13 protein-coding genes, 1 tRNA gene and 1 pseudogene are annotated in these 14,310 nt (G+C 70.0%); 7 read left to right on the top strand and 8 right to left on the bottom strand.

From position 1 onward, the window contains the following. The first annotated feature begins 34 nt into the window (after positions 1–34). The 5 genes from A8W25_RS11925 to A8W25_RS11905 all read left to right on the top strand — a co-directional run bounded on the left by A8W25_RS11925 (position 35) and on the right by A8W25_RS11905 (position 6,111). Positions 35–634 carry an SAM-dependent methyltransferase gene (locus tag A8W25_RS11925; protein WP_234386442.1) on the top strand — a complete coding sequence of 200 codons (600 nt, stop codon included), beginning with the start codon at positions 35–37 and terminating at the stop codon, positions 632–634. Then, positions 631–1,509 (top strand): bifunctional DNA primase/polymerase, encoded by an 879-nt coding sequence (locus A8W25_RS11920; protein WP_067159561.1) that lies wholly within the window; start codon positions 631–633, stop codon positions 1,507–1,509. The genes A8W25_RS11925 and A8W25_RS11920 overlap by 4 nt, the downstream gene beginning before the upstream one ends. 1,126 nt (positions 1,510–2,635) lie before the next feature. Next, the gene (locus A8W25_RS11915) at positions 2,636–4,174 is read left to right on the top strand and encodes a YfjI family protein (RefSeq protein WP_067161067.1); all 1,539 of its coding nucleotides are present in this window, start codon (positions 2,636–2,638) and stop codon (positions 4,172–4,174) included. A 343-nt stretch (positions 4,175–4,517) separates the two neighbouring features. Then, on the top strand, positions 4,518–4,745 hold the full coding sequence (locus A8W25_RS11910) for an excisionase family DNA-binding protein (protein WP_067159558.1): 228 nt from the start codon (positions 4,518–4,520) through the stop codon (positions 4,743–4,745). 85 nt (positions 4,746–4,830) lie between these two features. Further along, positions 4,831–6,111, top strand: a complete 1,281-nt coding sequence (locus tag A8W25_RS11905) for a tyrosine-type recombinase/integrase (RefSeq protein ID WP_067159555.1) — start codon at positions 4,831–4,833, stop codon at positions 6,109–6,111. A gap of 953 nt (positions 6,112–7,064) precedes the next feature. Here A8W25_RS11905 and A8W25_RS11900 read toward each other — a convergent pair. After that, positions 7,065–7,136 (bottom strand) — tRNA-Cys (locus A8W25_RS11900). A gap of 67 nt (positions 7,137–7,203) precedes the next feature. On the opposite strand from A8W25_RS11900, the pseudogene A8W25_RS32220 reads away from it, so the two are divergent. Together A8W25_RS32220 and A8W25_RS11895 are read left to right on the top strand one after the other, a co-directional pair. Further along, a pseudogene (locus A8W25_RS32220) lies at positions 7,204–7,344 on the top strand (IclR family transcriptional regulator); the annotation flags it as partial. A 91-nt stretch (positions 7,345–7,435) separates the two neighbouring features. Further along, positions 7,436–8,224, top strand: coding sequence for a PDZ domain-containing protein (locus A8W25_RS11895; RefSeq protein WP_067159552.1), 789 nt, complete (start codon positions 7,436–7,438; stop codon positions 8,222–8,224). Positions 8,225–8,310: 86 nt separating this feature from the next. On the opposite strand, the gene A8W25_RS11890 is transcribed toward A8W25_RS11895, so the two are convergent. From A8W25_RS11890 to A8W25_RS11860, 7 genes are all read right to left on the bottom strand, one after another. After that, the gene (locus A8W25_RS11890) at positions 8,311–9,624 is read right to left on the bottom strand and encodes an MFS transporter (protein WP_067159549.1); all 1,314 of its coding nucleotides are present in this window, start codon (positions 9,622–9,624) and stop codon (positions 8,311–8,313) included. Beyond that, entirely contained in the window at positions 9,621–9,812 is a 192-nt protein-coding gene (locus A8W25_RS11885; RefSeq protein ID WP_067159546.1) for a hypothetical protein, read from the bottom strand. Before A8W25_RS11885 ends, A8W25_RS11890 begins: the two co-directional genes overlap by 4 nt. A gap of 34 nt (positions 9,813–9,846) precedes the next feature. Next, positions 9,847–10,455, bottom strand: coding sequence for an ArsR/SmtB family transcription factor (locus A8W25_RS11880; protein WP_067159543.1), 609 nt, complete (start codon positions 10,453–10,455; stop codon positions 9,847–9,849). A gap of 111 nt (positions 10,456–10,566) precedes the next feature. Further along, the gene (locus tag A8W25_RS11875) at positions 10,567–11,556 is read right to left on the bottom strand and encodes a glycine betaine ABC transporter substrate-binding protein (RefSeq protein WP_067159540.1); all 990 of its coding nucleotides are present in this window, start codon (positions 11,554–11,556) and stop codon (positions 10,567–10,569) included. Next, a complete protein-coding gene (locus A8W25_RS11870) occupies positions 11,556–12,392 on the bottom strand; it encodes an ABC transporter permease (protein WP_067159537.1) in 837 nt (278 codons plus the stop codon). The genes A8W25_RS11875 and A8W25_RS11870 overlap by 1 nt, the downstream gene beginning before the upstream one ends. Further along, complete coding sequence (locus A8W25_RS11865) at positions 12,389–13,657, bottom strand: betaine/proline/choline family ABC transporter ATP-binding protein (RefSeq protein WP_067159534.1); 1,269 nt, start codon at positions 13,655–13,657, stop codon at positions 12,389–12,391. The genes A8W25_RS11870 and A8W25_RS11865 overlap by 4 nt, the downstream gene beginning before the upstream one ends. Then, entirely contained in the window at positions 13,650–14,297 is a 648-nt protein-coding gene (locus tag A8W25_RS11860; RefSeq protein WP_067159531.1) for an ABC transporter permease, read from the bottom strand. Before A8W25_RS11860 ends, A8W25_RS11865 begins: the two co-directional genes overlap by 8 nt. Positions 14,298–14,310: the final 13 nt, after the last annotated feature.

Below are 14,310 nucleotides of genomic sequence, written 5' to 3'. Positions count from 1 at the left end.
GCTGGACGCGTTCTGCTGCCAGGGCGGGGCATCCATGGGCTACCACCTCGCCGGGTTCGACGTCACTGGCGTCGACCTCGCCCCGCAGCCCCGCTACCCCTTCACCTTCGTGCAGGCGGACGCGGTCGCCTTCATCCGCGAGCATGGCGCGGACTTTGACTTCATCCATGCCTCGCCGCCGTGCCAGCACGACAGCGGCTGCCAGCGCATCCGGGGCAACACCCACCCCGACCTGATCGCCCCCACCCGCACCGCACTGGAGGCCTCCAGGCGGCCGTGGGTCATCGAGAACGTCCGGGGCGCGCTGCCGAAGCTGCGCCGTCCCGTGATGCTGTGCGGGCCCATGTTCGGGCTGGAGACCTACCGCCACCGCTACTTCGAAGCTGGCGGATGCTTCCGACTCCCGCAGCTCCCGCACCCCGCGCACACCGCTCCTCAGGCCAAGATGGGTCGCCCCGTCCCGCCCGGCCACTTCGGCCAGTTCATCGGCAACTTCTCCGGCGTCCCCCTCGCCCGGAAGGTGATGGTCGTGGACTGGATGAACCGCGATGGCATCCGCGAGTGCATCCCGCCTGCCTACACCGAGTGGATCGCCACCCAGTTCCTCGCCCTGGACGGGAGGGCAGCGGCATGAGCACGACGCCCGAAGTTCTGCGGGCCGCCCTCGCCCTCGCGGCGGCCGGTGTCCCGGTTCTGCCGCTGCGGGCCGGCAAGGTGCCGTTCGGCAACTGCCCTTCCTGTAAGGACGGCGCCTGCGGCGGACGGCCCAACATGAAGTCGCCGGGCCCCTGCCAGTGCCCGGCGCCGTGCCATGCGTGGGCCGCCGCGACCGCCGACGCGCACGTCTTCGCCTCGCCCGTGTGGGCGCCGGTGTGGCGTGAGGCGGTGGCGGTCGCCTACCACCCCGGCGGGGCCGGGCTGACCGTGGTCGACCTCGACAACGCGGCGGCCGTCGCGTGGGCCCGTGAGAGCCTGCCTCGCACCCGCATTGTGTCGACGACGCGGGGCGAACACTGGATCTACCGGGGCGCCATGCCGTCGTCGAACGCGGTCCGTCCGGGTGCCGACATCAAGTCCCTGATGCAGTACGCCCGTTGGCTCGGTCCCGGAACCGGCCGGATGGTTGTTCTCCCGGCGGCCGTGCGCGCCCTGGTGGTGAAGGAAGAGGCCACCCCCGCCCCGGGGGAGGTGGCCTCTTCTCTCCCGACGCGCGCCGCGTGGGGCCGGTCGGTGGCCATCGGGTGCTGCCACACCGAGCGCTACGTCCGCACCGGTCTGGAACGCGGCCTCGCCCTCGTGCGGGCCCGCACCGAATCCGGCGCCGGCTCAAGGGCGTTCGGCGTCGCCCGGTTCCTTGCCTCACAGCACACCGCGTGTCCGGGACCGTGCGGCCTCGCGGCGATCGGTGAAGAGATCGTGGCCGTCGCCGTCTCGGTGGGCGTCCCGGCGGCCTATGCGCGCCGCGCGGTCACCAACGGCCTTGAGGCGACTGTGGGGCGCGCGGCATGAACGAGGCATCCCGAACCCCCACGTGCGGCCCTCATGGCGCCGTACAGTGCCCGCTACGGTCGGCCGTGGGTGAACCGAAGGTCGCCGCCCGCAAGGGCGTCCTTTCTGTCGTTGGTTCTGACCCGCACACGGTCACCGTCACCGGCATCGCCCGGGGGCTTCAGATCCAGTGCGAGGGCGTGCCGGTCGCGGACTGGCTCTGTGCCTGCGGGCATCACGAACGCGCCCGGGGTCGCGCGGCCGTCATCAGGCTGATCGCCCGTGTCGGCGTCTGCCCGCACACCGTCGCGGAGCAGAGGGCAGTCTCATGAGCGCCCCGATCCGGCACGTGGTGATGATGAGCGGGGGTATCGGTTCCTGGGCCACGGCCAAGCGTGTCATCGACGAACACGGGCCCAATGAAGTGGTGTTGCTGTTCGCGGACACCAAGGTTGAAGACCCGGACCTGTACCGGTTCCTGGACGACGCGGCGGGCAGTCTCGGGGCGCGGCTGGTCAAGGTTGCCGATGGTCGCACTCCGTGGGAGGTCTTCCAGGACCGGCGGATCATCGGCAACAGCCGCATCGCACCGTGCAGCCAGTACCTGAAGCAGATCCCCTGTCGCAGGTGGCTGGAGGAGCACACCGACCCGGCCGTGTGTGCGGTCTATGTCGGAATCGACTGGAGCGAGACGCACCGGCTTCCGGCGATTCAGGCGGCATACCGGCCCTGGACGGCGCTCGCCCCGCTGTGTGAGCCGCCGTACCTCGACAAGGAAGACCTGCTGCGCAATGCCGAAGCGATGGGCTTGCGCCGCCCGCGCTTGTACACGCAGGGCTTCCCGCACAACAACTGTGGCGGAGCATGCGTGCGCGGCGGACAAGCCCAATGGGCCCTGCTCTATGAGACCAACCCCGCCCGGTTCGCCGCCGAGGAACGCCAGGAACAGGCCCTGCGTGCCGAACTCGGCAAAGACGTAGCGATCCTGCGCGAGCGGATCGACGGCATCACCCACCCCCTGCCGCTGGTGGAACTGCGTTCGCGCATCACCGGTGGCGCCACCGACCGTGAGGACTGGGGCGGCTGCGGCTGCTTCAGCGAACCCACCTTGAACGACGACGAAGGAGGAGACATGCCCACACAGCCTGTGGACAGCACGGACATGTGGGCCGGACTCGCCACGCACGACACCCCGCCGCAGCCGCTCAAGCCCATGTGGGACGACCCCATCCCCCTCACCGGCCAGCGTGAGCGTCCGCCGTTCCCCGCCCACGTCCTCCCCGCCTGGTTGGGGGAGTTCGTGGCGGCCGTCGCGGAGGAGACGCAGACCCCGGTGGACCTTGCTGGTTCGGTCGCCCTTGCCGTGCTCGCCACGGCGGCCGGAGGCCGGTCGGTGGTCCACGTGCGCGGCAACTGGCGTGAGCCCACCAACCTCTACACCGTGGTGGCGCTGCCGCCCGCGAACCGCAAGTCAGCCGTCTTCGCCCTGCTAACCGACCCCCTCTATGAGGCGGAGAAGCAGCTCAAGACAGCCATGAAGCCCGTGATCGTGGAAGCGGAGTTGACGGCGAGGCTGGCCAAGGAAGCGGCGGACAAGGCCGCTGCCAAGGCCGCGTCCGCCGACGGCGACAAGCGGGACGAGATCGTGGCGACCGCGGTCGGCCTCGCGCAAACCGCCGACACGCTCACCGTCCCCGCCGAACCGGTGCTGCTGGCGGACGACTCGACACCCGAGACGGTCACCTCGCTCATGGCCGAACAGGGCGGCCGGCTGTCGGTGATGAGCGCGGAGGGCGGCATCTTCGACATCATCGCCGGCCGCTACTCCGGCGCCCCCAACATGGAAGTCTTCCTGAAGGGACATGCGGGGGACCGGCTGCGGGTGAACCGTCAGACCCGCCGCGAGTACATCGACGCCCCCGCGCTGACCATCGGCCTCGCCGTGCAGCCGGACGTGCTGCGGGACATCGGGAAGGTGAAGGGGTTCGAGGGGCGCGGACTGCTGGCCCGCTTCCTGTACTCCCTGCCGGTGTCCACGGTCGGTGAACGAGAGGTCATCACCGACCCGGTGCCGGAAGAGACGGCCGCCGCCTACACCGCCCGGGTCATCGACCTGACCCTGTCCCTGGCGGAGTGGACCGACCCGGCCGTCATCCAGCTCACCCCGGAGGCGGACACGGCCCTGATCGCCTATCAGGAGCACATCGAACCGCAGCTCAAGGCACGCGGCGGCACGCTGGGCCACATCTCCAACTGGGCCGGAAAGCTCGCCGGGGCGACCGCCCGCATGGCCGCGCTGCTGCACCTCGCCGAACACGGCGGCAGCGGCTACGCCCGCCCGGTCACCGAAGACACCATGCGTGCGGCCATCGAGCTGGGCGGCTACTACACCGCTCATGCCCTCGCCGTGTTCGACGTCATGGGCGCCGACCCCGTCCTCTCCCGCGCCCGCAGCGTCCTGGGCGTGCTGCGGGACAACGGATGGGAGGACGTCAGCCGGCGGGACGTCTTCACGGTTCTGTCTCGCAGCGAGGTGCCCACCGTCGCCGACCTCGAACCCGCCCTCGCGCTCCTGGAAGACCACGGATACCTGCGGTCCTACCAACCCGAGCGCACCGGCAAGCGCGGACGACCCCCGGCACCCCGCCTGTTGGCCCACCCGTCCCTGCACCACGGCGGCCGGTGACGCGGCCGACCCGCACAATCCCTCCCGCACAAACCGCAAAATCCGCAATAAAGCCCGGCTGCCTCGCTGACCTGCGACGGGTCCCCACGCCGACCCCGGGAGGGGGCCCGTCGCACAATCCCGCGATATTCCGCAAAAAACCGAGCGCCACCCCGCCCACGGGGACCGGCCGACAGTCGCCCCTGATTTTTGCGGAATAACGCGGGTTTCTGCGGAGCACCGCCCGCCCCCGTCCGCGAACCACATCACCGCAGGTCAACGGCCTCTCCTGGCTTTTCTGCGGATTTTGCGGTTTGTGCGGCGGCTCCTGCCAATGAACTCATGCCCACCGGAGGAGTGAGCCTTGGACGAACACGACATATCCGTTACCCCGACCGACGATGATCCGACTCTCGTCTTCCTCAAGGTCGAAGAGGCCGCCCGCCGCCTCCGCATCGGCCGGACCAGATGCTTCGCCCTCATCCGCACTGGCGAACTGGAGTCCGTCATGGTCGGCGGACTCCGCAGGGTCCCGGTCGACGCGCCGGCCGCGTACGCGGCCCGTCTCCGTACCGCCCAACGCGCCGCTTGACGACGCCCGGGGCGGCGGCACTCCCGGACAGGACAGCCCGCCGCCCCGGCCCCCATCCCGACACACAAGAAACAGGAGTCTGCCTGTGGCAGAGGACAAGAAGAAGCGCACCCGACAGCCCAACGGCCGCAGCTCGATCTACTTCGGCAAGGACGGCAAATGGCACGGCCGCGTCACCGTCGGCGTCCGCGACGACGGCAAGCCGGACCGCCGCCATGTCGAACGCAAGACCAAGACCGAAGTGGCGGACGGTGTCCGAGAGCTGGAGAAACAGCGCGACACCAAGACCGTGAAGAAGCCCGGCAAGGCGTGGACGGTCAAGGCGTGGCTGACGCACTGGGTTGAGAACGTCGCGCCCCTCGCCGTCAACGACAACACGATGGTCGGGTACGGCGTTGCGGTCCGAAAGCACCTCATCCCCGGCTTGGGCGCTCACCGTCTCGACCGGCTCAAGCCCGAGCACATTGAGGTGTTCTACGCGAAGATGCAGGCCAACGGCAGCAAGCCCGCGACTGCTCACCAGGTGCACCGAACCTTCCGTACGGCCCTCAATGAGGCTGTACGGCGCGGTCATCTCGGCAAGAACCCCGTTCAGTTGGCCAAGGCCCCGAAGACGGGGGAGTACGAAGTGGAGCCCTACAGCGTGCAAGAGGTACAGCGACTGCTGAAGGCCGCTGACCAGCATCGCAACTCCGCACGGTGGGCCGTCGCGCTCGCCCTCGGACTGCGTCAAGGGGAGGTCCTCGGGTTGAAATGGGACGACGTGGACCTTGAGGGTGGGTTCCTCGTGGTCCGCCGTAGTCGCCACCGCGCGCAGTACGCTCACGGCTGCACGGAGCCCTGCGGACGCAAGACCGCCGGGTACTGCCCGCAGAGGCGACGAACCAACCCGGAACTGTCCACCACCAAGTCACGCGCCGGCCGTCGCGCGGTCGGCCTCCCCGAACAGCTCGTTGACCTGCTCCATGCGCACCTCAAGGCACAGGATGTGGAGCGAACAGAGGCTGGGAAACGCTGGGAGGAGAACGGCTTGGTCTTCCCGGATGAGCACGGCCGAAGCCCGTCGCACCGCCGGGACTGGACCGAGTGGAAAGCTCTTCTCGCTGAAGCGAAGGTGCGGGACGGGCGTCTGCACGATGCGCGCCACACGGCCGCCACGGTTCTGCTCATCCTCGGGGTCCCCGAACGGGCGGTGATGGGCCTCATGGGCTGGTCGACCACGGCCATGGCCGCCCGCTATCAACACATGGTCGACGCCGTGCGGACGGATATCGCGAGGCAGGTGGACGGCCTGATCTGGAAGCCCCAGACGGACCGGCCAGACGATGACGGCGGGCTTGCTGGGGTGCCCGTGCGGGTGGACTAGACAGGAATATCGGACAGGGCAGTCTCTTCGGGACTGCCCTGTCCGCCCGTCTGCGATCGGTTGCCGTGGTCACCAGGGATTTCGGCGATACGCTCGACGCTTGAGTACTTCGGGATGTTCATCAGGGAGTTCGTGCGACTGCCCGCTCCGTATCCTGTCGATCTGATTCTTCTCCCACCGGGTGAGTGCGCTCAACTCTGGTGTCAGCGCGGAAAGTTCCTTGCAGCTGTCTGCTCGGCGACGGCACGAGCAGTACCCATCACGGGTCTCATCTTGATGATGCAGCCGGTTAATTGCCCACAGCGCCCGAAAGGCGTAGTCCCTGGATCGATAGGCGTGATCGCGCTTCCGTGTGGCCTCGGCGACCTGCGCGTTGGTCCACCACCGCTCCACTGAGGCGAGTGGGGCCTTCTCGACTCCCTCGGCCAAGGTCGCCCGTAGATCGCTAATCAGGGTCTGTAGCCGTGCAATCTCGGCGTTGCGCTCTTCAAGAGCGCCACGGAGCCGTGCTGCTTCGTGGCTCCGCCTCTCCTGTTCGAGGGCGAGTTCAGAGCGCCACAGGCCAACGTGGTCTGCGTCGCGGAGGATTGCCTTCGCCGCTGTATCACCCTGATGTCGTGTGCAGCTCTTACAGATGACATGGTCTGTCTTGGACGTGAAGACGAACTCTTGCTCAGCCTTACAGCAGAGGCACGCGGTGAAGAGGGAGCGGTGGAGCGGGTGGTTGTGCACGGGCCCTCCGTCGCGGAGACGTTAGATCCTGCGAGTCTGCCACCCGCCACTGACAACGCTGTGGGCTAGCACGGTCCGCCTCGTTGTCAGGCTCTCTGGCTCTCCTCTTACCCGAGCATGATCACGGGGAGCGAATTGAGACGGGAACTGAGACGAACGATCGAAAGGGCGGCACCCTTCCAGGGTGCCGCCCTTTCATTCTTCCTGGTCAGGCCAGGTAGAGGCCGTGACCGGAATCGAACCGGCGTAACTCGCTTTGCAGGCGAGCCCCTCAGCCACTCGGGCACACGGCCGTGTGCTGGCTTCTTTCTTGACCGTAGGGGGTGGGGGACGCTCCCCTCTATCCCCGTCACCCCGACGAGCGGCGCCGCCGCGCCGCTCGTCGGGGTGACGGGGATAGAGGGGAGCGTGGGCGTGGTGATGCTCGCGGACGCGGTGCCGGAACGGGTCGGTCCGAGGGTGGTGGACGCGGCGAGGGAGGTGGCGGACGCGCTGCGGTGAGCCGGGGCGGGTGCCGCGCGCGGGGCGCGACCGGTGATCTGCGGGGCCGAGCCCCCGCAGGTCGCTCGGCACGCCCCGATACATTGGGTCCGTGCATCCCCGTCACTCACGCCTCCGCAACCTCGCCATCGGCACCGCCCCCGTCGTCGCGCTGCTCGCCGTCGTCGGCTTCGCACCGCTGCCGTTCTCGGTGGCGCAGCCGGGGCTGACCGCGAACGTGCTCGGCGACGACAAGGGCGCGCCGGTGATCACCATCGAGGGCAGACCCGCCCGGCACACCACCGGGCAGCTGCGGATGACGACCATCGAGGCGACCGGGCCGTCCGCCGAGGTGGGCATCAGGGACGTGGTGCGCGCCTGGTTCCGTACCGACCAGGCCGTCATGCCCCGCGACTCGGTCTACCCGAGCGGCGGCAGCGACAAGGAGATCACCGAGCACAACCGGGCCGAGATGAAGGAGTCGCAGGACAGCGCCACCGCGGCCGCCCTGAACTACCTCCACCTCGGCCCGAAGCAGGTCAAGGTCACCCTCAACCTCGCCGACGTCGGCGGGCCCAGCGCCGGGCTGCTCTTCTCCCTCGGCATCGTCGACAAGCTCGACGGCAACGGCTCCGGCGGCGAGCTCACCGGCGGGCGCACGATCGCCGGTACGGGAACCATCGACGCGGACGGCAGTGTCGGCGCGGTCGGCGGCGTCTCGCTCAAGACGCGGGCCGCGCGGCGGGACGGGGCGACCGTGTTCCTGGTGCCGAAGGACGAGTGCTCGGACGCGCGCGCCGAGCTGCCGAGCGGGCTGCGCCTGATCCCCGTCACCACCTTGTCGGGTGCGGTGTCCGCCCTGAAGGCCCTGGACAAGGGCGGGGACGTGCCCGGCTGCTGAGAGCCTGTCTTTGAACCCCCGCCTGCGCAGCGGCGGCCGGTGCGCAGGCCGGGGTTCAAAGACAGGCTCTGAGCGGCGCCGGCCGCTCAGCAGCTCGCGCCCACCGGCTCCCGCTTCGACTCCGGCCCCTGTACCGGGACTTCCTCGTCCATCCCCCGCCACGCCGGGAACACCAGCGGGCTCAGTGTCGTCGCCAGATACACCGCGCCCACCACCAGCAGCGCGCCCTGTGCGCCCATGCCGTCGACCAGCAGGCCCGCGCCCAGGCCGCCCAGCGGCATCGCCAGTTCGCAGCCGGCCGTGAGCGCGCCGGACACACGGCTGCGCAGCTCCTGGGGGACGCGTTCGTACGTCACCGTCGTCAGGATCGGGTTGAGCATGCCGCCCGCGAGGCCGCCGAGCGCCATCGTGGCCGCCAGCGGCAGTGCCGAGCCGGTCAGCGCGGCCACCACGAAGCGGGGCGCGCCCGCCAGGACGAAGGCCGTGGTGAACACCGCGCGCCGGGGGAACCGGTGGCCCACCGCTCCGTACAGCAGCGCCCCGAACAGTCCGCCCGCGCCGAACGAGGCGGTGAGCAGCCCGAGTTGGGTGGCGCCGCCCAGTTCGCGCTCGGCGTGGACGGGGAGGAGCACGGCGTTCCAGCCCTGGTCGAGGCCGTTGGTGACCATGACCATCACGGTGACCGCGAGCAGCAGCCGGGCGCGCAGCAAGAAGGCGTACGTCTCGCGGAGTTCGGCCCGGTAGCCGGTGAGGGAGACCGGCGCCGCGTCCCGTACCGGCTCGGCCGCGCGGATACCGCGGATGCCGAGGGCGACGAGGAGCGCGGAGGTGGCGAACGTCGCCGCGTCCAGGAGCAGTACGGACTCGGCGCCGACCAGCGCGATCAGCAGCCCGGCGAGCGCCGCGCCCGCCATCCTGGCGCCGCGCTGCACGGCGTCGAAGAGGCTGGCCGCGCGGGCCAGGGTGGTCCCGGCGCGCTCGGCGAGGTCGGGGACCAGGACGTAACGGGCGGTCCGGCCCGGTGTGACGGCCAGCCCTTCGAGCGCCATCAGCGCGCACAGCAGCCAGAAGTGGAGCGCCCCGGCGAAGTGCAGCAGCGGGATGGCCCCGATGGCGAGCGCGCAGACGAGGTCGGAGGCGACACTCACCCGCCGCCGCCCCAGCCGGTCGATGACCGGCCCCCCGACCAGCGCGGCCACGACGATCGGCAGGGTGGCGCAGAAGGCCACCACCCCGGCCCGGCCGGCGCTCCCGGTGGTCTCCAGGACGAACCAGGGAACGCCGATCAGGGTCAGTGAACTGCCCGCGGTGGAGACGGTGTTGGCCGTCAGGACGGCGGCCAGGGGCACGCGTGTCCTCTTCCGCCGGTCTCCTTCCTCGTGCCCCCCGTAGCCGTTCATGCGATACGGGTGCGGTGGCGCGGCGGGGCGGGCTGGGCGAGACGCGTCCCCCACTCGACCAGCCTCAGGCCGACTCGGGTGCGTATGCGGTGGCTTTCGGGGCGCGGTACGCGTGCGTACTCGGCCGCTTCCTCGCGGAGTTCGGCGGCGCGGTACTCGTGCAGGGTGAGGTGCGTGGCGGGCAGCATGTCCGTGGTCCCTTCGCTGGTTCGAGGTCTCGGGTCAGTGGCTCTTGCGCGGGAACGAGTGCAGATGGACGCGGACCTGGGCCGTGTCCTCGGGGTTGGCGTGGGCGAGGTCGCGGTAGCCCTCGATGAGCTCGTGCGCCTTCTCGTTGAGCTCGCGCAGCTGAGAGGCGGTCAGCCGGAGCGTGAAGTCGCTCATGTCCGAACTGGTGGACCACTCCTCGGGCCACTCGTTCGCGGTGCCCAGCCAGGTCGAGAGCTCCTGGGTGTGGATGGTCGCGATCTCGTGCATGAACAGGTCGACGGCGCCGCGCACCTCGGGGTCGGGGTCGCGGTGCAGCTCCTCGGTGAACGTGGTGCCCTCGTGGGCCGCCCGCCACCAGCGCTCGCGGCCCTTGCCGTGCTCGGGCGCGTCCTCGACGAAGCCGTGCGCGGCGAGCTGGCGCAGGTGGTAGCTGGTCGCGCCGCTGGACTCGCCGAGGCGTTCGCCCAGCTGGGAGGCGGTGGCCGGGCCGTCGTGCCGCAGTGCGGCCAGCAGCCGGATCCGCAGGGGGTGGGCCAGGCCCCGCAGCGAGCGGGCGTCGAGCGAACGCTCGCGCGGCTCCTGCTGGGAGGTGTCGGGCTCGGGGTTCTCGTGCTCGCTCATGAGGCAACCGTAGCTTTGCAAAGAACTCTCTGCAAGTGTTTCTTTGCATCGAGCTCTTTGCAAGGTGTTCCCTGTGCGGGCGGCGGCGGCCTGCGGGCCTCGCCGCCCGCCTCATCCCTCCCGGATGAACCCCTGCTCCACCAGCCACTCCTTCGCCACGTCGTGCGGATCGCGGCCCTCCACGTCGACCCGGGCGTTGAGGTCCTGGGCGACCTCGGTGGTGAGCTTCGCGCTGACCGGGTCCAACAGGGCGGCGATCGCGGGGTACTTGGCGAACGTCTTCGCGTGCAGCTCGGGGGCCGCGTTGTAGTTGGGGAAGAAGTGCCGGTCGTCCGTCAGGACGTCCAGGTCCATCGCCTTGATCCGGCCGTCCGTGGTGAAGACCTCGCCCAGCAGGCAGGAGCTGGACTTGGACACCTGGGTGTAGATGATCCCGGCGTCCATCTTCTGGATCCTGGAGGCCGGGATCGACATCCCGTACGCCTTCTCCATGCCCGGCAGCCCGTCGTCCCGCGACGCGAACTCGTTCTCCACGCACACCGAGACCGCCGACGGGTCCTCCTTGGTCAGCGCGGCCACGTCCGACAGGGTCTTGAGCTTGTACTTCGCGTTGTTCCGCTTGCTGATGGCGAGGGCGTACGTGTTGTTGAGCGTCGACTGGGGCAGCCAGGTCACCCCGTTCCGCACATCCGCGTCCCGCACCGCCTTCCACTGTGCCAACGGGTCGGTGATGGGCTTGCTGTTGCCGAGGTAGGTGATCCACGCCGTGCCGGTGTACTCGTACATCGCGTCCGCGTCGCCCTTGACGATCGCCTCGCGCGCGCTGATGGAGCCCGGCAGGTTGGTGCGGTCGACGACGTCGGCCCCGGCCGCCTTGAAGACCAGACCGGCCATCTGGCCGAGGATGATGTTCTCGCTGAAGTTCTTCGAAGTGACCGTCAGGGAGGCGCCCTTGAGGGGACGGCCCTGGCCGACCGAGCCGGGCTTCACGTCGTCCACCATCGGCGAACCGCTGGTGAGCCCGCAGCCGCCGGTGAGCGAGACCGCGAGCAGGGTGAGGACCCCGGCAGCCCCGGCCCACTTCGTCCGTACGCCGCCCATCACCCCACCTCCAGGCCGCGCGGGGTCAGTGCCACCTCGGCCAGCGACGCCAGCCAGTCCACCAGGAGGGCGAGCGCGACCGTGAGGACCGAGCCGAGGACCAGGACCGGCATGCGCTGGGTCTGGATGCCGGAGGTGATCAGGTCGCCGAGCCCGCCACCGCCGCCGAAGGTGGCAAGGGTGGCCGTGCCGACGTTCAGGACGAGCGCCGTGCGTACGCCCGCGAGGATCAGCGGGACCGCGAGCGGGAGTTCGACCTTGCCCAGGGTGCCCAGGGCCGACATGCCGATGCCGCGCGAGGCCTCCACCAGCTGCGGGTCGATCGCCCTGAGGCCCGCGACCGTGTTGGAGAGCACCGGCAGCACCGCGTAGATCACCATGCCGACGATCGCCGTCGAGGGGCCGATGCCCAGCCAGATCACCAGCAGGGCGAGCAGCCCGATCGCCGGGGTCGCCTGGCCGATGTTGGCGACCGCGGTGACCAGGGGAGCGGCCCGGCTCAGCCCGCGCCGGGTCAGCGCGATGCCCAGCGGGATCGCCACGAGCAGCACCCAGAAGGTGGAGATGGCGGTGAGCTTCACGTGCTGCCAGAGCCGCAGCTGCACATTGCCGTTGTCGAGCGAGTTCTCGGCGATCGAGTCCAGGTGGACGTTGGTGATCCACAGGAAGGTGACCAGCAGGACCACGGCCAGTACCGCGGGCAGGAACACCAGCTTCTGCCAGGTGATCCGGCGCGGCGGCGGCGCGGGCGCGGGGGCGGGCTCCGCCTCCTCGTCGCGGAAGACATGGCCGCCGGCCTCGTGCTCGCCCGGCGGGCGCTCGGGTGCGGTGCTCATCCGCCCGCACCGCCTTCCGACCCCTCCAGCTCCTGCTCGGTCAGATGGTGGCGGGTCTCCTCCAGATCGTGCTGGTGCTCGACGGCCGCCAGCCGGTCGGCCTCCAGGAGCTCGTGGACGGAGTTCATCAGGGTCTCCATGTCGACGACGCCGATGTACTCGCCGCGCCGCCCGGTCACCGCCACCCGGCCGCCGGAGTCGATCAGCACCGCCTCCAGGGCGTCGTGCAGGGTGGCGTCCCGGGTCACCGTGTCGTGCACCAGCTGCCCGGCCCGCGCGAGCGACCCCTTGGCCCGCATCAGGTCGCCGCGCCGCAGCCACTTGTACGGGCGCCCGCGCCGGTCCAGCATCAGCAGCTCGTTGTGCGGGCCGCTGCGCAGCTTGTTGAAGATCGACTGGAGCGGGTCGTCGACGGTGACGGTCGGCACTCCGGCCATCTCCACATCCCGTACGCGCGTCAGGTTCAGCCGTTTCAGGGCCGCGCCCGCCCCCACGAACCCGGACACGAAGTCATCGGCCGGATTGGTGAGGATCGCCTCCGGGGTGTCGAACTGGGCGATGTGCGAACGCTCGCGCAGCACCGCGATCCGGTCGCCCAGCTTGATCGCCTCGTCGAAGTCGTGGGTGACGAAGACGATGGTCTTGTGCAGTTCGTGCTGGAGCCGGATGAGCTCGTCCTGGAGGTGGTCACGGGTGATCGGGTCGACCGCGCCGAACGGCTCGTCCATCAGCAGCACCGGCGGATCGGCCGCCAACGCCCGGGCCACACCGACCCGTTGCTGCTGTCCGCCGGAGAGCTGGCGCGGATAGCGGCCGTGGAACTCGCGCGGATCGAGCCCGACCAGGTCGAGCATCTCCTCCACCCGGTCCTTCACCCTCGACTTGGACCAGCCGACCATCTTCGGTACGAGGGCGATGTTCTCGGCGACCGTCATGTGCGGGAAGAGCCCGGAGGACTGGATCGCGTAGCCGACCTTGCGGCGCAGCTTCACCGGGTCGATGTCGGTGACGTCCTCGTCGTTGATCCGGATGCGGCCGGATGTCGGTTCGATCAGCCGGTTGATCATCTTGAGCGTGGTGGACTTCCCGCACCCGGAGGGCCCCACGAAGATCACGGTCTCGCCCGCCTTGATCTCCATGCTGACGTTGTCGACGGCCGGTCCCGGATTGCCCGGATAGCGCTTGGTCAGGTTCTCCAGCTCGATGGAGGCGCCCGAAGTGGTGGCGGCGGGGGCCTCGGCTGCGGTGTCGGACGGCTCAGGCACGGATCCCCCTGGGGATGGTCAGTCGGCCGATCAGGACGTACGCGGCGTCGAAGAGCAGGGCGAGGACGACGATGCCGAGGGTGCCCGCGAGCACCTGGTTGATCGCGTTGGCGCTGCCGAGCGAGGCGATGCCGCGGAAGATCTCGTTGCCGAGCCCGGGGCCCGAGGCGTACGCGGCGATCGCGGCGATGCCCATCAGCATCTGCGTCGACACCCGGATCCCGGTCAGGATCGGCGGCCACGCCAGCGGCAGCTCGACCCGCAGCAGCCGGGCCAGGCGCGACATCCCGATGCCCTTGGCCGCGTCCACGAGCGAGGGGTCGACTCCGCGCAGCCCGACGATCGAGTTGCGCACGATCGGCAGCAGCCCGTACAGCGTCAGCGTGATGACCGTGGGCGCGACCCCGAGCCCCACCAGCGGGATCAGCAGACCGATCAGGGCGAGGGAGGGGATGGTGAGGACCGTCGAGGTCGCGGTGACGGCGAGTGCGCCCGCCCAGCCGCTGCGGTAGGTGAGCACGCCGATCAGGACCCCGAGCACGGTCGCGATCACCATGCACTGGAAGACCGCGCTGGCGTGCTGGAAGGCGTCCGTGAGCAGCTGCTGGTGCCGGCTGGACAGGTAGCTCCAGAAACTCATGCGCGCCACCTCT

The organism is Streptomyces sp. ERV7 (genome assembly GCF_001653515.1).
Taxonomy (GTDB): domain Bacteria; phylum Actinomycetota; class Actinomycetes; order Streptomycetales; family Streptomycetaceae; genus Streptomyces.
This window is presented reverse-complemented; position numbering and strand designations above follow the sequence as displayed.

Excerpts from the sequence above, each read along its gene's own strand:
- A8W25_RS11925 (WP_234386442.1), top strand. The coding sequence starts at position 35 with ATGGGCTACCACCTCGCCGGGTTCGACGTCACTGGCGTCGACCTCGCC.
- A8W25_RS11920 (WP_067159561.1), top strand. The coding sequence starts at position 631 with ATGAGCACGACGCCCGAAGTTCTGCGGGCCGCCCTCGCCCTCGCGGCG.
- A8W25_RS11890 (WP_067159549.1), bottom strand. The coding sequence starts at position 9,624 with ATGAACGGCTACGGGGGGCACGAGGAAGGAGACCGGCGGAAGAGGACA.
- A8W25_RS11885 (WP_067159546.1), bottom strand. The coding sequence starts at position 9,812 with ATGCTGCCCGCCACGCACCTCACCCTGCACGAGTACCGCGCCGCCGAA.
- A8W25_RS11880 (WP_067159543.1), bottom strand. The coding sequence starts at position 10,455 with ATGAGCGAGCACGAGAACCCCGAGCCCGACACCTCCCAGCAGGAGCCG.
- A8W25_RS11875 (WP_067159540.1), bottom strand. The coding sequence starts at position 11,556 with ATGGGCGGCGTACGGACGAAGTGGGCCGGGGCTGCCGGGGTCCTCACC.
- A8W25_RS11870 (WP_067159537.1), bottom strand. The coding sequence starts at position 12,392 with ATGAGCACCGCACCCGAGCGCCCGCCGGGCGAGCACGAGGCCGGCGGC.
- A8W25_RS11860 (WP_067159531.1), bottom strand. The coding sequence starts at position 14,297 with ATGAGTTTCTGGAGCTACCTGTCCAGCCGGCACCAGCAGCTGCTCACG.